At 70.8% G+C, this 21,136-nt stretch carries 22 protein-coding genes and 1 pseudogene; 10 read left to right on the top strand and 13 right to left on the bottom strand.

Translation table 11 applies throughout. From position 1 onward, the window contains the following. Positions 1-16 precede the first annotated feature (16 nt). From AC5Y43_RS17360 to AC5Y43_RS17375, 4 genes are all read right to left on the bottom strand, one after another. Complete coding sequence (locus AC5Y43_RS17360) at positions 17-472, bottom strand: hypothetical protein (protein ID WP_499974409.1); 456 nt, start codon at positions 470-472, stop codon at positions 17-19. 67 nt (positions 473-539) lie between these two features. Next, positions 540-1,370: an exodeoxyribonuclease III gene (locus tag AC5Y43_RS17365; RefSeq protein WP_499974413.1), complete on the bottom strand. Its 831-nt coding sequence runs from the start codon at positions 1,368-1,370 to the stop codon at positions 540-542. Positions 1,371-1,379: 9 nt separating this feature from the next. Beyond that, positions 1,380-2,141 carry a GNAT family N-acetyltransferase, cg3035/Rv0428c family gene (locus tag AC5Y43_RS17370; protein ID WP_499974416.1) on the bottom strand — a complete coding sequence of 254 codons (762 nt, stop codon included), beginning with the start codon at positions 2,139-2,141 and terminating at the stop codon, positions 1,380-1,382. Next, a complete protein-coding gene (locus AC5Y43_RS17375) occupies positions 2,141-2,734 on the bottom strand; it encodes a peptide deformylase (RefSeq protein ID WP_499974418.1) in 594 nt (197 codons plus the stop codon). Before AC5Y43_RS17375 ends, AC5Y43_RS17370 begins: the two co-directional genes overlap by 1 nt. 147 nt (positions 2,735-2,881) lie before the next feature. Here AC5Y43_RS17375 and napA point away from each other — a divergent pair, with 147 nt between their 5' ends. The 6 genes from napA to AC5Y43_RS17405 are packed head-to-tail and all read left to right on the top strand — an operon-like array spanning position 2,882 to position 7,016. After that, complete coding sequence (gene napA, locus AC5Y43_RS17380) at positions 2,882-3,190, top strand: nucleoid-associated protein NapA (protein WP_066917645.1); 309 nt, start codon at positions 2,882-2,884, stop codon at positions 3,188-3,190. Between the two features lie 51 nt (positions 3,191-3,241). After that, a complete protein-coding gene (locus tag AC5Y43_RS17385; protein WP_499974421.1) occupies positions 3,242-3,712 on the top strand; it encodes a LytR C-terminal domain-containing protein in 471 nt (156 codons plus the stop codon). A 15-nt stretch (positions 3,713-3,727) separates the two neighbouring features. Next, entirely contained in the window at positions 3,728-4,420 is a 693-nt protein-coding gene (gene sodC, locus AC5Y43_RS17390; protein ID WP_499974423.1) for a superoxide dismutase[Cu-Zn], read from the top strand. After that, entirely contained in the window at positions 4,401-5,552 is a 1,152-nt protein-coding gene (locus AC5Y43_RS17395; protein WP_499974561.1) for a glutamate--cysteine ligase, read from the top strand. Before sodC ends, AC5Y43_RS17395 begins: the two co-directional genes overlap by 20 nt. Next, positions 5,552-6,187 carry an LON peptidase substrate-binding domain-containing protein gene (locus AC5Y43_RS17400; RefSeq protein ID WP_499974426.1) on the top strand — a complete coding sequence of 212 codons (636 nt, stop codon included), beginning with the start codon at positions 5,552-5,554 and terminating at the stop codon, positions 6,185-6,187. Before AC5Y43_RS17395 ends, AC5Y43_RS17400 begins: the two co-directional genes overlap by 1 nt. 10 nt (positions 6,188-6,197) lie before the next feature. Continuing rightward, positions 6,198-7,016, top strand: coding sequence for an enoyl-CoA hydratase-related protein (locus AC5Y43_RS17405; RefSeq protein ID WP_499974429.1), 819 nt, complete (start codon positions 6,198-6,200; stop codon positions 7,014-7,016). Between the two features lie 6 nt (positions 7,017-7,022). Here AC5Y43_RS17405 and AC5Y43_RS17410 read toward each other — a convergent pair whose 3' ends face one another. From AC5Y43_RS17410 to AC5Y43_RS17420, 3 genes are read right to left on the bottom strand one after another with little or no spacing between them, the layout of a single operon-like run. Next, entirely contained in the window at positions 7,023-9,185 is a 2,163-nt protein-coding gene (locus AC5Y43_RS17410; protein ID WP_499974562.1) for an AAA family ATPase, read from the bottom strand. Beyond that, a complete protein-coding gene (pssA, locus tag AC5Y43_RS17415) occupies positions 9,185-10,045 on the bottom strand; it encodes a CDP-diacylglycerol--serine O-phosphatidyltransferase (protein WP_499974431.1) in 861 nt (286 codons plus the stop codon). The genes AC5Y43_RS17410 and pssA overlap by 1 nt, the downstream gene beginning before the upstream one ends. Continuing rightward, a complete protein-coding gene (locus AC5Y43_RS17420) occupies positions 10,042-10,764 on the bottom strand; it encodes a phosphatidylserine decarboxylase (protein ID WP_499974433.1) in 723 nt (240 codons plus the stop codon). The genes pssA and AC5Y43_RS17420 overlap by 4 nt, the downstream gene beginning before the upstream one ends. A gap of 62 nt (positions 10,765-10,826) precedes the next feature. Here AC5Y43_RS17420 and AC5Y43_RS17425 point away from each other — a divergent pair, with 62 nt between their 5' ends. Then, positions 10,827-12,035 carry an MFS transporter gene (locus AC5Y43_RS17425; RefSeq protein WP_499974436.1) on the top strand — a complete coding sequence of 403 codons (1,209 nt, stop codon included), beginning with the start codon at positions 10,827-10,829 and terminating at the stop codon, positions 12,033-12,035. Here AC5Y43_RS17425 and moeA read toward each other — a convergent pair. Both moeA and AC5Y43_RS17435 read right to left on the bottom strand, forming a co-directional pair. Next, on the bottom strand, positions 12,032-13,246 hold the full coding sequence (moeA, locus tag AC5Y43_RS17430; RefSeq protein WP_499974438.1) for a molybdopterin molybdotransferase MoeA: 1,215 nt from the start codon (positions 13,244-13,246) through the stop codon (positions 12,032-12,034). The two genes, AC5Y43_RS17425 and moeA, sit on opposite strands and share 4 nt — an antisense overlap. A gap of 15 nt (positions 13,247-13,261) precedes the next feature. Continuing rightward, the gene (locus AC5Y43_RS17435) at positions 13,262-13,756 is read right to left on the bottom strand and encodes a cupin domain-containing protein (protein WP_499974439.1); all 495 of its coding nucleotides are present in this window, start codon (positions 13,754-13,756) and stop codon (positions 13,262-13,264) included. A gap of 211 nt (positions 13,757-13,967) precedes the next feature. Here AC5Y43_RS17435 and groL point away from each other — a divergent pair, with 211 nt between their 5' ends. Beyond that, complete coding sequence (gene groL, locus AC5Y43_RS17440; RefSeq protein ID WP_499974440.1) at positions 13,968-15,593, top strand: chaperonin GroEL; 1,626 nt, start codon at positions 13,968-13,970, stop codon at positions 15,591-15,593. 136 nt (positions 15,594-15,729) lie between these two features. Next, on the top strand, positions 15,730-16,554 hold the full coding sequence (locus AC5Y43_RS17445; protein WP_499974443.1) for an SDR family NAD(P)-dependent oxidoreductase: 825 nt from the start codon (positions 15,730-15,732) through the stop codon (positions 16,552-16,554). On the opposite strand, the gene AC5Y43_RS17450 is transcribed toward AC5Y43_RS17445, so the two are convergent. Genes AC5Y43_RS17450 through AC5Y43_RS17465 form a run of 4 tightly spaced genes read right to left on the bottom strand, consistent with a single transcriptional unit; the run spans position 16,543 to position 20,782 of the window. After that, a complete protein-coding gene (locus AC5Y43_RS17450; RefSeq protein WP_499974447.1) occupies positions 16,543-17,103 on the bottom strand; it encodes a carboxymuconolactone decarboxylase family protein in 561 nt (186 codons plus the stop codon). The genes AC5Y43_RS17445 and AC5Y43_RS17450 overlap by 12 nt on opposite strands. Positions 17,104-17,147: 44 nt before the next feature. Next, a complete protein-coding gene (locus AC5Y43_RS17455; protein ID WP_499974451.1) occupies positions 17,148-17,552 on the bottom strand; it encodes a pyridoxamine 5'-phosphate oxidase family protein in 405 nt (134 codons plus the stop codon). A gap of 24 nt (positions 17,553-17,576) precedes the next feature. Beyond that, positions 17,577-18,995 carry a PPE family protein gene (locus AC5Y43_RS17460; protein ID WP_499974454.1) on the bottom strand — a complete coding sequence of 473 codons (1,419 nt, stop codon included), beginning with the start codon at positions 18,993-18,995 and terminating at the stop codon, positions 17,577-17,579. A gap of 38 nt (positions 18,996-19,033) precedes the next feature. Next, positions 19,034-20,782 carry an N-acyl-D-amino-acid deacylase family protein gene (locus AC5Y43_RS17465; RefSeq protein WP_499974457.1) on the bottom strand — a complete coding sequence of 583 codons (1,749 nt, stop codon included), beginning with the start codon at positions 20,780-20,782 and terminating at the stop codon, positions 19,034-19,036. 46 nt (positions 20,783-20,828) lie between these two features. On the opposite strand from AC5Y43_RS17465, the pseudogene AC5Y43_RS17470 reads away from it, so the two are divergent. Further along, positions 20,829-21,135, top strand: a pseudogene (locus tag AC5Y43_RS17470) (VOC family protein). The last annotated feature ends 1 nt before the right edge of the window (position 21,136 follow it).

Here is a 21,136-nt window from a genome sequence, read left to right on the forward strand (position 1 = left end):
GATCAGGGGTTCCCGCTCAGCTGGTGCTGCGCAGCGCGGCACCGCCGGCACGGCGGCCGGTCGTCTTCTTGGCCGCTTTGCCGGGAGCCTTGCGCGCCGGGGCTTTCTGCGCCTTGGCCGGGGCCTCGGGCGGCGTCGGCACGGTCGTCAGCTTCGCCTTCGGCGGTGGCGTGGACCCCCGGTCCTGATGGCTCAGCCGCTGCAACACCAGGGCCCCACCGCCGACCGCGAGCAACACCGGCCACTCGACCAATCCGGTCACGCCGAGCGCGCTGATAGCCAGCGCGGCGGCCGCCGTCGATTTCCTGCCGGAGTCGAGCCCACTCTGAATGCCGTCGGCGGCTCCCTTGACGCCGCCGACGACCCCGCTCACCGCCGCGCCCCCGATGGCGCCGGCGACGCTGGTGGTCGCCGTCGCCGCGCGATTCACCGTTCGACCTACGTTGCGGACTGCTCCGCCAACGACACTCATGATGACTCCCTGAACCCGTGATCTGTAATCACAGTACGCCGGTCGGAAGACGGCGGCGATGTGAAAGTCAGGGATTCATATCCATTGCAAATAGTTTTATATCGATATCGACTACCACCGGCGCGTGGTCGCTGGGCGTCTTGCCCTTGCGTTCGTCGCGGACGATCTGCGCGCCGGTCACGCGCGCGGCCAACGCCGGCGAGGCGAGGATGAAGTCGATGCGCATGCCGCGGTTCTTCGGGAACCGCAGCTGGGTGTAGTCCCAATAGGTGTAGACGCCCGGGCCTGGGGTGAAAGGCCTTACCACGTCGGCGAATTGGGCGTCGACGATGGCCTCGAAGGCCCGGCGTTCCGGCTCCGAAACGTGCGTGGCGCCGGCATAGAACTCGGTGCTCCAGACGTCGTCGTCGGTGGGGGCGATGTTCCAATCGCCGACCATGGCGATCGGCGCCGCCGGGTCGTCGCGCAGCCAGCCCGCGGCCGTATCACGCAGCGCGGCAAGCCAATCCAGTTTGTAGTAGTAGTGCGGATCGCCCAGCGCGCGGCCATTGGGGACATACAGGCTCCACACCCGGACGCCGCCGCAGGTGGCGCCCAGCGCCCGCGCCTCGGCCGAGGCGGCGACGTCCGGCTTACTCGACCAGGTGGGCTGGCCCTCGAAGCCGACCTGCACATCGTCGAGGCCGACGCGCGAGGCGATCGCTACGCCGTTCCATTGGTTGAAGCCGACGTGTGCCACCTCGTAGCCGAGTTCGTAGAGCGGCAGCGTCGGGAATTGGCCGTCGGCGCATTTGGTCTCCTGCATGGCCAGCACGTCGACGTCGGCGCGCTCGAGCCAGTCGGTGACGCGGGTCAGCCGGCTGCGAATGGAGTTCACGTTCCAGGTGGCGAGCCGCAAGCTTGCTCCTTATCTCGGCGCGGGGAAATAGCGGGTGTGATGGTGCAGCCGAAACCCCAACGCCTCGGCCAGCGCAGCGCTGCCGGCGTCGTGCACGCGCAGGTAGCCCCGGGTCGCGCCCAGGCTCGCGCCCCAGGCCAACAGGGCTTCGCCGTCGTCCGGTGTGACCGGCGGCCCCTGCGGGGACAGGCCCACCCAGCGGGTGCCGTCCGGTGCGTCCGACACCGCCGCGCCCGGCCGCCGCGCCACGCCGGTGTCCGGCCGTGCCGCCGGCGCGCCCGACACGTCGCGCACCGTCACCCGTTCGGTGTGTTCGCTGACCCGCCCCCGGGGGACCGGCAGCAGTCGATCGGCGATGGCCAGCCGCGGGGTCAGGCCCCGGGCGTCGTACCATGCGATGATCGCCGGGATCGCGCTCGGCCGTGCCGAAATATCCAGCGGCATAGCCGAATTGAAGACCAGGCCCGCACCTGCGCGGACCCGCAGCAGCCAGCCGTCGAGCCAGGCGTGCTCGTCGGTGGGCCAGGCCGCCGCGGCCGCGCGCTCGAGCGCCCGGATCTCCGAGGTGCGCACCGGCGCGTACGTCAGTTCCCGCACCGCCACGACGTCGGCGAGCGCACATTCGAACACCTCACCCGTTTTGGTCCGCAGCCGCACCGCCGGATCGACCGCCAGCAGGTGTCCTATCGCGTCGGTCAGCGGGGGCACCGACCCTTGCGCGCGCCGGTAGCGAACCATCACCCGCGTTCCCAGCGGTGGCCACGAGACCATCAGTGACCGAACGGGTCCGGCCCCTCGCCCGGTTGCCACGACAGGCCCGGGACACCCCAACCGTGGGACTTCACCGCGCGTTTGGCGCTGCGCGCGTAGCGGCCGATGAGGCGGTCGAGGTACAGGAAGCCGTCCAGGTGACCCGTCTCGTGCTGCAGCATCCGCGCGAACAGGTCGGTGCCCTCGATGGTGACCGGGCTGCCGTCGGCGTCGAGCCCGCTGACCCGCGCCCACTTCGCGCGGCCGGTGGGGAACGATTCGCCCGGTACCGACAGGCAGCCCTCCTCGTCGGCGCCCGGGTCCGGCATCGTCTCGGGGATGTCGGAGGTTTCCAGGACCGGGTTGATGACGACGCCGCGGCGGCGGTCGGTCAGGCCGCGGTCTTCGGCGCAGTCGTAGACGAACAGCCGCAGGGAGTACCCGATCTGGTTGGCGGCCAGGCCGACGCCGTGCGCGGCGTCCATGGTGTCGTACATGGTGGCGATCAACTCGGGCAGCTCGGCGGGCAGCGAGCCGTCGGCGCCGACGGCCACCGGCGTCGTCGGGGTGTGCAGGACCGGGTCTCCGACGATGCGTATGGGTACGACTGCCATGGTCGGCTAGCTTATCGGCCGACTCGCGGGTCTGGATTACGGCTTGAGGGTTCTCGGCGTGGTTCAATATTCGCCGAAACATGCCCCTACATAAGTCAAGTCATTCGAGCACGTTGAGAATCGCCGGAAGGGTCCAGGGGAAGCGATATGGACAGCGCCATGGCGCGGGCAAATCGATCGGGGGACGACGCTGACATCGCCGATGGCCTCACCCGCCGTGAACACGACATCCTGGCGTTCGAGCGCCAGTGGTGGAAGTACGCGGGGGTCAAAGAAGACGCCATCAAAGAGCTGTTCTCGATGTCGGCGACGCGCTACTACCAGGTGCTCAACGCGCTCGTCGATCGGCCCGAGGCGCTGGCCGCCGACCCGATGCTGGTGAAGCGGCTGCGGCGGCTGCGCGCCAGCCGGCAAAAGGCGCGCGCGGCGCGCCGCCTCGGCTTCGAGGTGACCTGACCGGGCCGTGCCTGTGCCGGCTCTTGCGCTTTCCTGGCTACAGTGGGCTCGATGAAAGAGCGCGTTCCCGACTCCACCGGCCTCCCACTGCGGGCCATGGTGATGGTGCTGCTGTTTTTGGGCGTCATCTTCCTGCTGCTCGGCTGGCAGGCGCTGGGTTCGTCGGGAAACTCCGACGACGAGTCGGCGTCGCCGGTCTCGGGCGCGACCAGCACCACCAGCGCGCCGGCCACCTCGAAGGCGCCGGCGAACCAGGCCGAGGTGCGGGTCTACAACATCTCGTCCCAGGAGGGCGTCGCCGCGCGCACCAAGGACGAGCTCACGGCCGCGGGTTTCAACGTCACCAAAACCGACAACCTGACGGTTCCGGATGTCACGGCAACCACGGTGTACTACACCGACGCCGACGGTGAGCATGCCACCGCCGACGCGGTGGGCAAGAAGCTGGGCGCGCCCGTGCAGCCCCGGATTCCCGCGCTCAACGACCAGCCGCCCGGCGTCATCGTTTTGGTGACCGGCTGACGTTAGGCTTCGGTTATGTCCAAGCACCGCAACGTCGCTGCCGCCGCCCTGTCCGCCGTCACCCTGGTGAGCGCGTGCTCGTCGCCCCAGCACGCGTCGTCGTCGCCGGGCACCACGCCGGCGGTGTGGACCGGGTCGAACGCGCCGACGGCAGCGTCGGGGACCGAGGGTGCCGAGCAGCAGCCCGTGGCGCGGAGCCTGACCACCCGACTGAAGGGACCCGACGGGGTCGAGGTCGCGACCGCCAAGTTCGACTTTTCCAACGGCTACGCCACCATCACCATCGCGACTTCCGGTGCCGGTCACCTCGCGCCCGGCTTCCACGGGGTGCACATCCACAAGGTGGGCAAGTGCGAGGCCAATTCGACCGCCCCGACCGGCGGGGCGCCCGGCGACTTCCTGTCCGCGGGCGGGCACTTCCAGGCGCCCGGGCATTCCGCCGAGCCCGCCAGCGGCGACCTGACCTCGCTGCAGGTCCGCAAAGACGGAGTCGGGATGCTGGTGACCACCACGGACGCGTTCTCCCTGGAGGACCTGACCGCCGGCGAGAAGACCGCGATCATCATTCACGCCGGCGCCGACAACTTCGCCAACATCCCGCCGGAGCGCTACAGCCAGACCAACGGAACGCCGGGTCCCGACCACACGACGATGACCACCGGTGACGCCGGTAAGCGGGTGGCGTGCGGTGTCATCGGTGCCGGCTAGCGAGCCCGTCAAAAAGCCCGGGGCCCGTATCGATTTCGCGCCCTCACCGCGCCCGACCATCGGCGTGGAGTGGGAGTTCGCGCTCGTCGACGCGAAGACCCGCGACCTGAGCAACGAGGCCACCGCGGTCATCGCCGAGATCGGCGAAAACCCGCGTGTGCACAAGGAATTGCTGCGCAACACCGTCGAAGTGGTCAGCGGCATCTGCGACTGCACCGCCGAGGCGATGGAGGACCTGCGCGAGACGCTGCGCCCGGCCCGCCAGGTCGTCCGCGACCGCGGCATGGAGCTGTTCTGCGCCGGGGCCCATCCGTTCGCCCAGTGGTCCGCGCAGCAGCTGACCGACGCGCCGCGCTACGCCGAGCTGATCAAACGCACCCAGTGGTGGGGCCGCCAGATGCTGATCTGGGGGTTGCACGTGCACGTCGGGATCTCCTCGGCGAACAAGGTGATGCCGATCATGACCTCGCTGCTCAAGTACTACCCGCACCTGCTGGCGCTGTCCGCGTCGTCGCCGTGGTGGGGCGGCGAGGACACCGGGTACGCCAGCAACCGGGCGATGATGTTCCAGCAGCTGCCCACCGCCGGACTGCCGTTTCACTTTCGGCGCTGGTCGGAGTTCGAAGGCTTCGTCTACGACCAGAAGAAGACCGGCATCATCGACCACATGGACGAGATTCGTTGGGACATCAGGCCTTCGCCCCACCTGGGCACGCTGGAGGTGCGGGTCTGCGACGGCGTGTCCAACCTGCGCGAGCTCGGCGCGCTGGTCGCGTTGACGCACTGCCTGATCGTGGACCTGGATCGCAGGCTCGACGGCGGCGAGACGCTGCCGACCATGCCGCCCTGGCACGTCCAGGAGAACAAGTGGCGCGCGGCCCGTTACGGGTTGGACGCGGTGATCATCCTGGACGCCGACAGCAACGAGCGATTGGTCACCGAGGACCTCGACGAGCTGCTGAATCGTCTTGAGCCCGTTGCCAAGTCGCTGCACTGCAGCGACGAGCTGGCCGCGGTGGCCGAGATACCGCGCCTGGGCGCCTCATACCAGCGGCAGCGGCGGGTGGCCGAGGAGCACGACGGGGACCTGCGCGCGGTCGTCGACGCGCTGGTGGGCGAGTTGGAAACCTGATGACCGATCCCGTTGAGCTGGCGATGTTTCCGCTCGAATCGGCGCTGCTGCCCGGCCAGGAGCTGCCGCTGCGCATCTTCGAGCCGCGCTACGGTGCGCTGGTGCGACGCTGCCTGGAGCGCGACGAGCCGTTCGGCGTCGTGCTGATCGCGCAGGGCCGCGAGGTCGGCGGCGGCGACGCGCGCTGCGACGTCGGCGTGCTGTCCCGCATCGCCGAGCACGCCGACCTCGGCGCGGGCCGCTACGCGCTGCGCTGCCAGACCGGCGAGCGGATCCGGGTGTCGCAGTGGCTGCCCGACGATCCGTACCCGCGCGCGACGGCGGCGGTCTGGCCCGACGAGCCGGGGGATCCGGTCGGTGACGCGGCGCTGCTCGACCTCGAGGACCGGGTGATGGCGTTGTTCGAGCGGATCGCGCAGGCTCGCGGCGCGCAACTGCCGGAGCGCGAGGTGCTTTTGGGTGAGCGCGAATCCGACCCCGGGAGAAGGCTCTTCGCGCTGGCGTCGCGCATCCCGATCGGCGCGGCCGATCGCTACGGCGTGCTGTCGGCCCCGTCGGCCGCGGACCGGCTCGCCGCGCTGAGCGAGGCCGTCGACGCGCTTGCCGACGTGGTGGAGTTCCAGCTGTCCGAATAGGGGTGACGCGATGAGTGCCGACCTGACGATCGAGATCGACGAGGGTGTGGCGGTGCTGACGCTGAACCGCCCCGACCACCTCAACGCCTACACCGCCGAGATGGGCCGCTTGCTGAGCCGGGCGTACCGGGACTGCGACGCGGACGACGACGTCCGCGCTGTGGTGGTCACCGGGGCGGGCCGTGCCTTCTGCGCCGGTGCGGACTTCTCGGGCAACATCTCGCCGTTCGACGCCCCGGCCGGCGACAGCGCGTTCTCCGCGTCGCCGATCGACCCGGCCGCCTTCGAGTTGCGCAAACCGGTGATCGCCGCGCTCAACGGGCACGCCATCGGCATCGGGCTGACCATCGCCCTGCAGGCCGACATCCGCATCGTGGCCGAGGACGCGAAATACGGTGTGGTGCAGGTGCGCCGGGGGGTGATCCCGGACTGCATGTCGCACTGGACCCTGACGCATCTGGCCACCCTGGGGGTGGCCGCCGAGCTGCTGCTCACCGGGCGCACCTTCAGCGGCGGCGAGGCGGTGACGCTCGGCGTCGCCAACCGGGCGCTGCCCGCCGAGCGGGTGCTCGGCCACGCGCTGGAGATGGCGCGCGACATCGCGGCCCACGTGGCCCCGATGTCCGCGGCGCTGTGCAAGCGGCTGCTGTGGGACGCCGCGATCAACAACTACAGCCCGCGACAGGTCGCGTCGCTGGAAACCCTGCTGCACCAACGGGTGATGGGCACCGCCGACGCCCGCGAGGGGGTCAGCGCGTTCCTGGACCGCCGGCCGCCGCGGTTCAGTTCGCGGCTTTCGGCAGACTGGTCGCCGCTGCCGGAGCCGTGAGCGGCGCTATCCCGATTCGGCGAACGCGCGTAACGACTCCACCTGCGCGGGGTCCAGCGACGGGCGCACCGCCGCGCGGGCCGCGTCGAGGTCGGCGGCCGTCACGTCGGTGGCGTCGAGGGAGCGCCGCATGGCGGTCAGCGCGGCCTCCCGCAGCAGCGCCACGCAGTCGGCGGCGCTGTAGCCCTCCAGGCCGGCGGCCACCCCGTCGAGGTCGACGTCGGCGCTCAACGGAATGGATTTGCCCGCCGTGCGCAGGATTTCGCCGCGGGCCGCGGCGTCGGGCGGCTCGACGAACACCAACCGCTCCAGCCGGCCGGGGCGCAGCAGCGCCGGGTCGATCAGGTCGGGCCGGTTGGTGGCGCCCAGCACCACGACGTCACGCAGCGGGTCGATCCCGTCCAGCTCGGTCAGCAGCGCGGCCACCACCCGGTCGGTCACGCCGGAGTCGAAGCTCTGCCCGCGCCGCGGGGCCAGCGCGTCCACCTCGTCGAGGAACACCAGCGACGGGGCCGAGTCCCGGGCCCGCCGAAACAGTTCTCGCACAGCCTTTTCCGAGCTGCCCACCCACTTGTCCATCAGTTCGGAGCCCTTGACGGCGTGCACGCTCAGCTGCCCGGTGCTGGCCAGGGCGCGGACCACGAACGTCTTGCCGCAGCCCGGCGGGCCGTACAGCAGCACCCCGCGCGGGGGATCGACGCCGAGCCTCGCGAAGGTGTCGGGGTGCTGCAGCGGCCACAACACCGCCTCGGTCAGCGCCTGGCGGGCCTCGGCCATGTCGCCGACGTCGTCCAGAGTCACGTTACCGACCGTGATCTCCTCGCCGGCCGAACGCGACAGCGGCCGGATGACGCTGAGCGCGCCGGCGAGGTCGTTCTGGTTCAGCTTCGGCGGCCGGCCGTCGGCGCTGGCCCGCGAGGCCGCCCGCAGCGCGGCCTCGCGCACCAGGGCGGCGAGGTCGGCGACGACGAAACCCGGCGTGCGCCCGGCGATTTCGTCGAGGTCGAGATCGCCGGCGGGAACCGGCTTGAGCAGCGCCTCCAGCAGCGCCTTGCGGGTGGCGGCGTCGGGCAGCGGCAGGCCCAGCTCGCGGTCGCACAAATCGGGTGCCCGCAGCCGCGCGTCGAGCTGGTCGGGTCGTGCCGAGGTGGCGATCAGGGCGACGCCGCCGGTCGCGACGGCGGCGCGCAGCTCGCCCAGGATCAGGGCGGCCACCGGTTCCGCGTCGGCCGGCAGCAGGGCGTCGGCGTCGGCGATCAGCAGGACGCCGCCGCCGTCGCGCACGCGCTGCACCGCCGTGGCCACCGTCTTCAGACGGTCGTCGGCGGCCAGCGCGCCGGCTTCGGGGCCGTCCAGTTCGATGACCCGGCGGCCGTCGCACACCGCCCGCACCAGCGTCACCTTGCCCACGCCGGGCGGCCCCGACACCAGCACCCCGAGGTTGGTGCCGGCGCCGAGGGTCTGCAGCAGGTGGGGCTCGTCGAGCGCGAGCTTGAGCCATTCGGCGAGCTTGGCGGCCTGTGGTTGCGAGCCCTTGAGCTCCTCGACGAGGACGTCCGGGGCGCCGGTGGTCAGTTGTTCGCGCGACGACACCGCCGCCCCGGTTCCCCAGGTGACCAACGAGTTCGGCTGCACGCTGACCGGCCCGTCGGGGTCGACGCCCGTGACGGTCAACAGCTCGGAGGTCCAGCTGATCCCGACGGCCGCGGCAAGCGCCCGGGTGGCCTCTGAGGTGGACGTGCCGGGCCCCAGGTCGCGGGGCAGCAGCGACACCGCGTCGCCGACCGTCATCACCTTGCCCAGCAACGCCTGCCGCAGCGCGACCGGCGTCAGCGAGGTGGCGGCCATCGCCGAGCCGGACAGCGTCACCGACCGCGCGCCATAGACCGTGACCGCGGTGACGATCACCGCGGTGCCCTCCCGCAGCCCGGCGTTGGACAGCGTCACGTCGTCGAGCAGCACCGTGCCGACCGGCGTGTCCGGGCCGGACAGGCCCGCGACCGCCGCCGTGGTCCGCGACCCGGTCAGCGACACCGCGTCCCACTCCCGGATCCCAAGCGCCGCAACGGCATTCGGATGTAGGCGAACCACGCCACGGCGCGAGTCGACGGCGGAGGTGTTCAGCCGGGCGGTGAGGGTGAGCTGACGCGCCGCACCGGGGCCGGGCATCATCTCAGGCGCCCGCTCGGCTTCCGCAGCCCCAGCCGCGTCATCGACCGCCGGTTGGGCTGCGCCCGGCGGTTCGCGCGCCGCACCGCGCGCCGCTGCTTGGGCTGGTCGTCCCACACCTCGGGGTGCTTGTCGAGCCAGCGTTTGGTGTGGATCGCAAACGGCACGTGGCACAGGTAGGCGATGATGATCACCCAGATGGTGATGAATGGCTGCAACACCGCGGCGGCGGCAAAGAGCACCAGCACCAGCAGCACGGCGGTGGCGTAGTTCGGCGCCACCCGCACGGTGTGCATCTTGCGCATCGGGATCCCGCTGACCATCAGCATGGCGGTCCCGGTCACCCAGATGCACAAAAACCACACCGAGGTCCACCAGCCCTCACCGAACTGCAGCTTGAGCCCCATCAGGCCGATCATCGAGACCGCGCCCGCGGGCGCGGGCATCCCGACGAAGAATTCGTGCGTGTAGGGCGGCAGCGTCCCGTCGGCCTGCAGCGCGTTGTAGCGCGCCAGGCGCAGCACGACGCACACCGCGTAGAACAGCACCACCGCCCAGCCGATCGGCCACTTCGACAGCATCGACACGTAGAGCACCAGCGCGGGCGTCACCCCGAAATTCACGGCGTCGGCCAGCGAGTCGATCTCTGCCCCCATGCGCGTCTGCGCGTCTAGCATGCGGGCCACCCGGCCGTCGAGCCCGTCCAGGATGGCCGCCGCCACGATCAGCGCCATCGCGGGCACCGGCTGGTGCTGCAGCGCGAACCGGATCGAGGTCAGTCCCGCGCAGATGGACAGCACCGTCATCGCGCTCGGCAGGATCTGTAGGTTCATCGCCCGCCCGCGGGGCCTGCTGATCATGGCAGTTCGGCCAGGACGGTCTCGCCGGCGACGGCGCGCTGGCCCACCTTCACCAGCGGTTCGGTCCCGGGCGGCAGGTAGGTGTCCAGCCGGGAGCCGAACCGGATCAGGCCGTAGGTGTCGCCGATCGACAACTTGTCCCCGGCGCGGGCGTCGCAGACGATGCGGCGCGCCAGCAGCCCCGCGACCTGCACGGCCACCACCTCGGCGCCGGTGTCGGTGCGCAGCCGCAGGCTGGTGCGCTCGTTGTCGGTGCTCGCCGCGGGCAGGTCGGCCGAGCCGAAGCGGCCCGGCCGGTGGTGCACGGCGATCACCTCGCCGCTGACCGGGGCCCGCTGCACGTGCGCGTCCAGCAGCGACAGGAAGATGCTGACCCGCGGCAGCGGCGCCTCGCCCATGCCGAGCTCGGCGGGTGGGGCGGCCGCGTCGATCACGCAGATCTCCCCGTCGGCCGGCGCGACCACGGCGCCGGGCCGGGTGGGCGGCACCCGCGGGGGATGACGGAAGAACCCCGCGCAGGCGCCGGCGGCCAGCAGGCCGGCCCGGCGCAGCCAGCGGTGGTTGCGTCCGGCCAGCGCGGTGACCAGGCCGGCGGCGATGAACGGGCGGCCGGCCGGATGCACGGGCGGAACGGCGGAGCGCACCAACTCCAACGCGTGCTGGGGGCTGAAGGCCGGGTCCTCGGCGGTCGGGGCGACGGTGCGGGGGCGTCTTGCCACGCGGCCAGCTTACTGAGCCCCGGTGGTTCGCATCGGCGCGCACGGGGAACGATGCGGGGGACATGCCTTCAGACGACGGACGCGCGACCCGACTGCGCCGCGCGAAGATCGGTGTCACCGCCGCCTTCGTCGCCCACGCCGTGGCGTTCTCCTCGTGGGCCGCCCACATCCCGCGGGTCAAGACCGAACTGGGCCTGTCCGACGCGGCCCTGGGCACGGCCTTGTTCGGGGCGCCGCTGGGCTCGGTCGCGGCCACGGCGTTCGCCCACTGGGCGCTGCCGCGCTGGGGCAGCCGCAGGCTGGTACCGCTCACGATGGCCGGCTACGCGGCCGCGGGCACGACGGTCGGGCTGGCCGCGTCGGGGGCCTGGCTGTTCGCGGCGCTGGCGCTGTGGGGCTTCTTCCAGGGCGGCCTGGACGTCGCGATGAACACCCAGGCCGCCGCGGTCGAGCGGCTGGGCCGCACGCCGATCATGGCCCGCTTCCACGGCATGTGGAGCGTCGGCGCGTTGCTGGGCGCCCTGATCGGCGCGGCGTGCGTCGGCGCGGGCGTCGGCCTGCTGGCGCAGTTGACGGTCCTCGGGGCCGCGGTCCTGCTCGTTGTGGCAGCGCTGACCCGGCGCCTGATCCCCGACGACGCGGCCGGGACCGACCCCGGCCAACCGGGGCGGCCCTGGATGGCCTGGAAGTCGAAGACCGTGGGAATCCTTGCGGCCGTGGCGTTTGCGTCCTTCCTGTGCGAGGGCGCCGCCACCGACTGGTCGGCCAATTACGTACGCAACGTCGTCGGCGCCGGCCCCGGCGTCGCCGCCCTGAGCTACGTGGCCTACACGCTGACGATGGTCGTGACGCGGTTCGGCGCCGCGCGGCTGCACGCGCGGGTCTCCAGCCGCGCGTTGCTGCCGGCGCTCGCGCTGCTCGCCGTGGTCGCCATGAGCGTGACGCTGGCGACGGCCGACCCCGTGGTGAGCGTCGTCGGGTTCGCGGGCCTGGGGGCCGGGGTGGCGCTGCTGGTGCCGACGGCGTTCAGCGCGGCCTACTCGGCGAGCGGCGCGGGGTCGGCGATCGCGATCGTCGCCGCGACCGGCTGGGTGGGCTACCTGCTCGGCCCGCCGCTGATCGGGCATCTGGCCGGATGGGTTGGGCTGTCGGCGGCGCTGGTCACGATTCCGGTGATGATGTGCGTGGCCGCGCTCGCCATCCGCCGCACGGGCGCGTTCGACAAGGCCGACGAGTTCCACCGCGACGTGGCGGGCAGCCCCGCCGGTTAGGTGAGGTCCCAGACCTGCAGTTCGGTTCCCTCCGGCACCTCGACGACGTCTTCGGGTATGTCCAGCAGCGCGTTCGCCGACGCCAGCCACCGCAGATGGTGCGACGCCGGCGGCCCGTAGCTGGTGACGCTGGCTGTCCCGTCTTCGTCGAGGTCGAGTAACGCCCGCCGGAACTGGCGCTTGCCGCCCGGCGAGGTCAGCGATTCGGCGAGCACCGCGGGCCGGTGCGGACGCTCCGGATCAGGCAGGCCCATGGCCCGGCGCAGCGCGGGGCGCAGGAACACCTCGAAGGAGACCAACGCGCTGACCGGGTTGCCGGGCAGGGTGACGATCGTGGCGCCGGCCACCCTCCCGATGCCCTGCGGCATGCCGGGTTGCATCGCCACCTTCACGAACTCCACCCCCTGGTCGCCCTCGCGGCCGAAGGCGTCCTTGACGACCTCGTAGGCCCCGGCGCTGACGCCGCCGCTGGTGATGATCACGTCGCAGTCGGCGGCGTAGCGGTCCAGCAGCGAACTGAACTGCGCCACATCGTCTTCGGCGGTCGCCACCGCGATCACCTCGGCGCCGGCCTCGCGCACCGCCCCGGCCAGCATGATCGAGTTCGACTCGTAGATCTGTCCGGGCCGCAGCGGCTCGCCCGGCCTCACCAGCTCCGAGCCGGTCGAGACCACCAGCACCCGCTGGCGCGGAACCACCGGCAGCTGCGCCATTCCCAGCGCCGCCGCCAGACCCAGCACGGCCGGGGTCACCACCTGGCCCTTGCGCAGCACGGTGGTGCCCGGCGCGACGTCCTCGCCGGCGCGCCGGATGTGCTTCCCCGGTCCGCGGGGCGCCAGGATCGCCACCTCGTCCACACCGCCGTCGGTGTCCTCGACGGGGACGACGGCCGTCGCGCCGGCCGGCAGCGGCGCGCCGGTCATGATGCGGTGCGCCGTTTTCGGCTGCAGCGTCAGCTCGTCGGTGCGCCCGGCGGGGATGTCCTCGGCGACGGGCAACACCACCGGGTGGTCGCGCGTGGCGTCGGTCGTGTCCTCGGCGCGTACCGCGTAGCCGTCCATCGCGGAGTTGTCGAAAACCGGCAGCGCCAGCGGCGCGACCACGTCGTCGGCCAACGCCCGCCCCTGGGCCTGCATCAGCGGGACCGCGACCGCCGGGCGGGCGCGGATCATCTCGGCTACGACTCGCTGATGCTCTTCGACTGAACGCACCCGGCCATTGTGCGCCTACTGGATCCAGTAGTTGTCGTGGCGGACGAACCACTCCCGGCGTTCGTCGTCGGTCATGTCCGCCAGCGACGCGAAGCCCTCGAAGTACGTCTCGCGCGGTGCGCCGGGCGCGAACAGCATCAGGATCGACGCCGGTTCGTCGGCCTCGTTGCGGAAGCCGTGGACGCCGCCGGGTGGGACATAGAGGAAGTCGCCCTGGTGGCCGTCGGCCCACTGGGTGCCGTCGTAGAGCTTCATCGTTCCGGACAGGACGAAGAACGCCTCGGACATGGCGCGGTGAAAGTGCGGTCCCGGCCCGCCGCCGGCCGGCGCGATGTCCACCCGGTACAGGCCGTAGTCGCCGTCGGTGGCCTGCTGATTGGCCAGGTAGTGGTACTTGGTGCCGGAGGTTTCGTAGTCGGGGGCCTCGTCGGCTCGCTTGAGCCAGGCGCTGACTTCGGGTTCGTCCTTGGTGTAGCGGGGCGGCGGGTAGGGCGGAACGGCGAGGGACATGACTCCAGTGTGGCCCTGCCGAGCGCACCGGCCGTTCTTGCACTCGGCATAGGCGAGTGCTAAGAATGACGTTGGCACTCGCGACCGGCGAGTGCTAGGTCGGGACGGTGAGACCAGCCTGGTCGTCCGTCGCGGGCACTGCGCCCGGCCAGCGTAAGTAACGGGGTGACTGACCCCTGTTTCATTCCCGATCCGGAGGAATCACTTCGCAATGGCCAAGACAATTGCGTACGACGAGGAGGCCCGTCGCGGCCTCGAGCGGGGCCTGAACAGCCTCGCCGACGCGGTAAAGGTGACGCTGGGCCCCAAGGGCCGCAACGTCGTCCTGGAGAAGAAGTGGGGCGCCCCCACGATCACCAACGATGGTGTGTCCATCGCCAAGGAGATCGAGCTGGAGGACCCGTACGAGAAGATCGGCGCCGAGCTGGTCAAGGAGGTCGCCAAGAAGACCGACGACGTCGCCGGTGACGGCACGACGACGGCCACGGTGCTGGCCCAGGCGCTGGTGCGCGAAGGGCTGCGCAACGTCGCCGCCGGGGCCAACCCGCTGGGCCTGAAGCGCGGCATCGAGAAGGCCGTCGAGAAGGTCACCGAGACCCTGCTGAAGTCGGCCAAGGAGGTCGAGACCAAGGACCAGATCGCGGCCACCGCCGCGATTTCCGCGGGTGACCAGTCGATCGGCGACTTGATCGCCGAGGCGATGGACAAGGTCGGCAACGAGGGCGTCATCACCGTCGAGGAGTCCAACACCTTCGGCCTGCAGCTCGAGCTCACCGAGGGCATGCGGTTCGACAAGGGCTACATCTCGGGCTACTTCGTCACCGACGCCGAGCGTCAGGAGGCCGTCCTCGAGGACCCGTACATCCTGCTGGTCAGCTCCAAGGTCTCGACCGTCAAGGACCTGCTGCCGCTGCTGGAGAAGGTCATCCAGGCCGGCAAGCCGCTGCTGATCATCGCCGAGGACGTCGAGGGTGAGGCGCTGTCCACCCTGGTCGTCAACAAGATCCGCGGCACCTTCAAGTCGGTGGCCGTCAAGGCCCCCGGCTTCGGTGACCGCCGCAAGGCGATGCTGCAGGACATGGCCATCCTCACCGGTGGTCAGGTCATCAGCGAGGAGGTGGGCCTCTCCCTGGAGAACGCCGACGTCGCGCTGCTGGGCAAGGCCCGCAAGGTGGTCATCACCAAGGACGAGACCACCATCGTCGAGGGCGCCGGTGACTCCGACGCCATCGCCGGCCGGGTGGCCCAGATCCGCGCCGAGATCGAGAACAGCGACTCCGACTACGACCGCGAGAAGCTGCAGGAGCGCCTGGCCAAGCTGGCCGGCGGTGTTGCGGTGATCAAGGCCGGGGCCGCCACCGAGGTGGAGCTCAAGGAGCGCAAGCACCGCATCGAGGACGCCGTGCGCAACGCCAAGGCGGCCGTCGAGGAGGGCATCGTCGCCGGCGGCGGCGTCGCCCTGCTGCACGCCTCCCCGTCGCTGGACGAGCTGAAGCTCACCGGTGACGAGGCGACCGGCGCCAACATCGTGCGCGTGGCGCTGTCGGCTCCGCTGAAGCAGATCGCCTTCAACTCCGGGCTGGAGCCCGGCGTGGTGGCCGAGAAGGTCAGCAACTCGCCCGCCGGTACCGGCCTGAACGCCGCCACCGGTGTGTACGAGGACCTGCTCAAGGCCGGCGTTGCCGACCCGGTGAAGGTGACCCGCTCGGCGCTGCAGAACGCCGCGTCCATCGCGGGCCTGTTCCTGACGACCGAGGCCGTCGTCGCCGACAAGCCGGAGAAGGCGGCCGCTCCCGCGGGCGACCCGACCGGTGGCATGGGTGGCATGGACTTCTAGAAGTCTGAGCACGAAAGAGCCCGGTCCCTATGGGGGCCGGGCTTTTTCGTGTCCGGCTTTGCCGAGTGTGAAGCCAGCAGCACGGTCGGCGCCGGCCGTGCGTCCAGCCGCACGCTCGGCGGCCTAGGGTAGACGCGTGGCCCTACCTCAGCACTCTCCCACCAGCACCGCGATCGTCACCGGGGCATCGTCGGGCATCGGCGCCGACATCGCCCGCGAGCTCGCCGGCCGCGGCCACGGCGTCACGCTCGTCGCCCGCCGCGAGGACCGGCTGCGCGAGCTGGCCGACGAACTCGCCGCCGGCGTGCGCGTCGAGGTGATCGGCTGCGACGTCGCCGACGCCGGCGCCCGCGCCGGGCTGTTCGACGAGGTCGCCCGCCGCGGACTGACCGCCGACATCCTGGTCAACAACGCCGGCGTCGGCACCATCGGGGCGGTGACGAAAGCAAACCTCGGCGACGAGATCGCCCAGGTGCGCGTCAACGTCGAGGCCGTCATCGACCTGACCACCCGCGCGGTCCAGCAGATGGTGCCACGCGGACGCGGCGCGATCCTCAACGTCGGCTCCACCGCCGGCTACCACCCCTTCCCCGGGCAGGCCGGCTACTCCGCCACCAAGGCGTTCGTGAACACCTACACCGAAGGCGTGCGCGGCGAACTCGCCGGCACCGGGGTGACCGTGGCGCTGCTGTGCCCCGGGCCGGTGCGCACCGAGTTCCTGACCAGCGCGGGCATGAACGAGCGGGACTTCGCCGACGCTTTCCCGAAGTTCATGTGGAAGCCCTCGCGCGAGGTGGCGCGCATCGGGGTCGACGCGCTCGAGCACGACCGTGGCACGGTCATCGCCGGGCTGCCCAGCCAGCTCAGCACGAGGCTGTTTCAGTTCATGCCGCGACGGCTGCTGCTGCCGCTACTGAAAAGTCAGCACCCGGGCCTGAAAAGAGACCGGTCAGCGACCTGACGGCCAGCGCCGCATCCAGCCCTCCACCGGCAGCGCGAGCGCGTTGCACAGCGTGCAGATCGTGCGGTACCAGCCGACGGCCGTGAGCAACTCGATCCGCTGCTCGTCGTCGAGGAAGCGCCCCAGCGCCGCCCAGGTCGGCTCCGACCACGAGCCGGTGCGCTCCAGCTCGTCCACCGCCTCGATCAGGACCCGCTCATCCGGCCCCCAGCGCGGGTCGTCGGGGCCACCCAAGACGAGCGCGTCGCACTCGTCGTCGCCGACCCCGGCGATCGGACCCCAGAACGCGGCCTGCCCGCCCCACTCGTACTCGCAGCCCAGCAGCGCGCAGCAGCGCAAAATCGCGATCGTGCGCGTCCGCGGCGGCAAAAGCGCTGCGACATAAAGGGATTCACCGAGCTTGCGCAGCCGGGAGGCCAGCGCCGGATGGCGCTGCAGGCACCGCACCAGAAGCAGCGGCTCGTAGCTGCGGTCCGGATGGCCCCAGCTGTTGATGGCGGTGGCATCTTCTGAGCTCCACGGCGGAGCGAGCGGTGCGACGCGGCTCACGGATGAGACTGTACGGCGTGCCCCAGGCCGATGGCGGCGACCCGCTAGGCCGGCAGCGAGAACACCACGCAGTCGTGCAGGCACCCCTTGGCGGCGCTGGGGGAGTCGGCCTCGCGGTGCAGCAGCGCGCGGGTGGGCACCACCCCCAGGCGCGCGGCCTCGTCGGCCGGGTCCTCCGGGCCCGTCACTTCGGCTTCGCCGTCGACGATCAGCGAGTAGCCGCCGGGCTCGGTCGGGGGCCACAACAGCGTGACGTCGCGGCGCGAGGCCAGATTCTGGCGCGTGCGGCCGCCGATGCGCCCGACGTCGAGGGTCGCCTCGCGCAGCGTCGGTTCCACCGTCACGGTGTGCACGCGGTAGCCGTCGTCGACGGTGATCAGATACGCGAACGGGTAGTCGGCCAGCGCCGCGGCCAGCCGCTCCACGTCGACCTTCTTCTTGGTGCGCATCATTCGAGGATAGGGCGGCGCGAGCTACTCGGGCAGGTCCGGCAGCCGGAAGCCCGGCTCGGGCACATCGGGGCCGCGCTCGCCCTTGTTGAAGAAGCCCGAACTGGGTATGCCCGGCTCCCGGGTGCCGGCCTGGCCGCGGAAGCCGGAGTCGTTGGCGGAGCCGCCTGCGGCGGAGAAGAAGCCCGACGGGCCGGCCGTGGTGGTCCGCAGGGCCGGCGGGGTGGGGGTCGGTCCGCTCGCGGCGCTGACCCCGGAACCCGCGTGGCTCGCCCCGGCGCTCGCGGCCGCGACGGCGCCGGCGTCGGCCGTGCCGGAGAAGGCGCTGCCCGGATTGAGCAGGGCCGCGCTCGCCGGAGTCAGTGCGCCGGTCGAGGCGTTGACCGAGTTGAGCAGGCTCGAGCTCAAGTTTGCCGCGCCGACTCCGCCCGTCACGTAATGGCTGGAGTTGACCATGGACTCCGCGCTGCCCTGCGCCGTCAACGAGTTGTCCTGGAAGAAGCCGGTATTGCCGGCGCCGCTGTTGAAGAAGCCGGCGTTGACCGATCCCGAGTTCAAGAATCCGGTATTGGAATTGCCCGCGTTACCGATTCCGAAGTTTCCATTACCCGAGTTGAAAAAGCCGATGTTATTGTTACCGGAATTGAATAAACCGATGTTGCCGGTACCCGAATTGAAACCACCGAAGCCGAACTGATTATCGCCGGTCAGCCCGATACCGAAGTCATTGTGACCGGTATTGCCGAAGCCGATATTTCCGTTGCCGAGGTTGCCCAGACCGATATTGTTGTTCCCCGAATTTCCGGAACCGAGGTTTTGGCTGCCGCTATTACCGAAACCGAGGTTGGTGTTAGTGCTACTCGAGGTTCCGGGGCTGAGACTGAGTTGGCCATTGTTGAACGAGATGCCCAATTTCTGCAGAACCTGTTGCCAGGGCGCCAATTGCGAGGCGGCCATCGACGCGTCGGCGTGGTAGCCCAACATCGCCGCCACGTCCGCGGCCCACATTTGCTCGTAGGCGGCTTCGGTGTCCATGATCGCCGGAATGTTGAAGCCGAACCAGTTGGTGGACGCCAAGGCCTGCACCAGGGCGCGGTTCGCCGCCACCACCGCAGGCTGAACGGTCGCCGCCACCGCGGTCTCGAACGCGGCCGCGATGGCCGAGGCCTGGCTCGACGCCGCCTCGGCCTGGGCGGCCGCCGCGCTGAGCCAGCTCACATACTGGGTCGCGACGGTCATCATCGCCGCCGCCGACGGGCCCTGCCACGAACCGTTGGCCAGATCGTTCGTCACCGAGAAGAACGACGACGCCGACGAAGCCAGGTCCCCGGCCAACCCGTCCCATGCTTGGGCCGCAGCAAGCAATGGCGCCGCCCCGGGTCCGGCGAAGATTAGTGCCGAGTTGATTTCTGGCGGCAACCACGCAAAATGCGGGCTCGTCACTAACCCAACTTAACCGGGATAGGGCGCCCTTCGTGGCGTTATCGAGCAGGTACCGGGGTGGGCTTTCGTCCGCGGACCAACTTCCCGGGCCGAGCCTCCGTGGGAACGCCATTTTCAGCAATTATTTCGCCGGACACGATCGTGGCGACATAACCGTCGGCGGTCTGGTCCAGGCGCCGCCCCCCGGCGGGGAGGTCATGGGTGATGACCGGCTTGTGCAGCCGCAGCCCGGCGTGGTCGATGACGTTGAGGTCGGCCTTGTAGCCGACCGCGATGCGGCCGCGGTCGCCCAGCCCGGACACCCGCGCCGGCACCGACGTGAGTTCGCGCACGGCTTCGGGCACGGTGAACCGCCCGGACTTGCGGTCGCGCGCCCAGTGGGCCAGGAAGTACGTCGAGTAGCTCGCGTCGCAGATCATCCCGTAGTGGGCGCCGCCGTCGCCGAGGCCGAGCACCACGTCCTCGCGGTGCAGCAGCTCGCCGACGGTGTCCAGCGAGTCGCCCTGCAGGTTGCTGGTGGCCACCAGCAGCATGGCGTGGCCGTCGTCGTCGAGCAGCCGGTCGTAGGCCTCCTCCATCGGGTCCACCCCGCGGGCGCGGGCGCGCGCGCCGACGCTGGTCGACGGGTCGGGCTCGTAGTCGGGGGTGTCGCCGAGCGGGAAGATCCAGTCCCACATCTGCGCCACGTACAGGATCGGGTGCCCGGCGCCGGGCTTGTCGGCGAGGATGCGGGCGCGGACCTCCGGCTTGCGCATCTCGGCCACCCGCTCGGCCAGCGGCAGGTGCGCGATCTCGCGGTAGCTGGGGTAGAGCACGAACGGGTTGGCGGTCAGCTGCAACCCGATGATCAGCCCGATCGGGCGCGGCAGCAGCTGCGCGGTGACGCGGATGTCGCCGTCACCGGCCGCATTGGCCTTCTCGATCATCGTGATGGCGTCCGGCCAGGTCGGGTCCCCGGCGTTGGCGACGACCAGGGTGAACGTCACCGGGAGGCCGACCTCGTCGGCCACGTCGAACACCGTCTGCAGCACGGGCTGGTAGCCGCCCGAGGGAATGTCGGGCACGAACTGCAGCAGGCCCCCGCCGGCGTCGACGACGCCCCGCGCGATCTGTTCGATCTCCTCGCGCGCGGCGTCGTAGCTCGGGATCGGCGAGCCGCTCTCGGTCTTGTGGATCGTCAGCCGCGAGGACGCGAAACCCAGCGCGCCGGCCTCGATCGCCTCCTTGGCCAGCGCTCGCATCCTGGCGAGGTCCTCGGCGGTGGCCGGCTCGCGGTCGGCGCCGCGTTGACCCATCACGTACACCCGCAGCGGCGAGTGCGGCAGGTAGGCGGCCACATCGATATCGCGCCGGCCCGCATCCAGCGCGTCGAGGTATTCGGGGAAGGTCTCCCAGGTCCAGGGCAGGCCGTCGGTCATGACGACGCCGGGGATGTCCTCGACGCCGGCCATCACGTCGACCAGGACGTCGTGGTCTTCCTGGCGGCACGGCGCGAAGCCCACCCCGCAGTTGCCCATCACCACCGTGGTCACCCCGTGCGCCGACGACGGGGTCAGCCGCTCCGACCAGATGGACTGTCCGTCGTAGTGGGTGTGCAGGTCGACGAACCCGGGCGTGACCAGCAGCCCGGTGGCGTCGATCTCCCGCGCGGCGGCCCCCCCATTCAGGCCGTTCACCGACCCGACCGCCGCGATGACCCCGTCCCGCACCGCGACGTCCCCGACGTACGGCTCGCCCCCCAGCCCGTCGACGATGGTGCCGTTGCGGATGATGAGGTCGTAAGTCATTCAAACAATCTACGACCGCGTCGGTGGCTCGTGCCAGGATCTTCGGATGATTGACCACATCGGAATCAACTGCGCCGACTACCCGAAATCGCGGCGTTTTTACGATGGGTCACGGCAGCTCGACTTCGGCCGGGCCATCGGATACGGGTGCGACGGCCACGCCTCGTTCTGGATATCCGAGGGGGCCGCCGTGGGACCCAACCGGGAAAAACCACATCGCGTTCACCGCCGCGGACGAAGGCGCGGTGCGCGCCTCCACTCCGCGGCCCGAATACCACCCCGGCTATTTCGGCGCGTTCGTGCGCGACCCCGAGGGCAACAACGTCGAGGCGGTCTGGCACGGCGGCCCGTAGG

Source organism: Mycobacterium sp. NGS57, from assembly GCF_059812405.1.

Excerpts from the sequence above, each read along its gene's own strand:
- AC5Y43_RS17360 (WP_499974409.1), bottom strand. The coding sequence starts at position 472 with ATGAGTGTCGTTGGCGGAGCAGTCCGCAACGTAGGTCGAACGGTGAAT.
- AC5Y43_RS17370 (WP_499974416.1), bottom strand. The coding sequence starts at position 2,141 with ATGGTCTCGTGGCCACCGCTGGGAACGCGGGTGATGGTTCGCTACCGG.
- AC5Y43_RS17375 (WP_499974418.1), bottom strand. The coding sequence starts at position 2,734 with ATGGCAGTCGTACCCATACGCATCGTCGGAGACCCGGTCCTGCACACC.
- napA (WP_066917645.1), top strand. The coding sequence starts at position 2,882 with ATGGACAGCGCCATGGCGCGGGCAAATCGATCGGGGGACGACGCTGAC.
- AC5Y43_RS17385 (WP_499974421.1), top strand. The coding sequence starts at position 3,242 with ATGAAAGAGCGCGTTCCCGACTCCACCGGCCTCCCACTGCGGGCCATG.
- sodC (WP_499974423.1), top strand. The coding sequence starts at position 3,728 with ATGTCCAAGCACCGCAACGTCGCTGCCGCCGCCCTGTCCGCCGTCACC.
- AC5Y43_RS17400 (WP_499974426.1), top strand. The coding sequence starts at position 5,552 with ATGACCGATCCCGTTGAGCTGGCGATGTTTCCGCTCGAATCGGCGCTG.
- AC5Y43_RS17405 (WP_499974429.1), top strand. The coding sequence starts at position 6,198 with ATGAGTGCCGACCTGACGATCGAGATCGACGAGGGTGTGGCGGTGCTG.
- AC5Y43_RS17410 (WP_499974562.1), bottom strand. The coding sequence starts at position 9,185 with ATGCCCGGCCCCGGTGCGGCGCGTCAGCTCACCCTCACCGCCCGGCTG.
- pssA (WP_499974431.1), bottom strand. The coding sequence starts at position 10,045 with ATGATCAGCAGGCCCCGCGGGCGGGCGATGAACCTACAGATCCTGCCG.
- AC5Y43_RS17425 (WP_499974436.1), top strand. The coding sequence starts at position 10,827 with ATGCCTTCAGACGACGGACGCGCGACCCGACTGCGCCGCGCGAAGATC.
- AC5Y43_RS17435 (WP_499974439.1), bottom strand. The coding sequence starts at position 13,756 with ATGTCCCTCGCCGTTCCGCCCTACCCGCCGCCCCGCTACACCAAGGAC.
- groL (WP_499974440.1), top strand. The coding sequence starts at position 13,968 with ATGGCCAAGACAATTGCGTACGACGAGGAGGCCCGTCGCGGCCTCGAG.
- AC5Y43_RS17455 (WP_499974451.1), bottom strand. The coding sequence starts at position 17,552 with ATGCGCACCAAGAAGAAGGTCGACGTGGAGCGGCTGGCCGCGGCGCTG.
- AC5Y43_RS17465 (WP_499974457.1), bottom strand. The coding sequence starts at position 20,782 with ATGACTTACGACCTCATCATCCGCAACGGCACCATCGTCGACGGGCTG.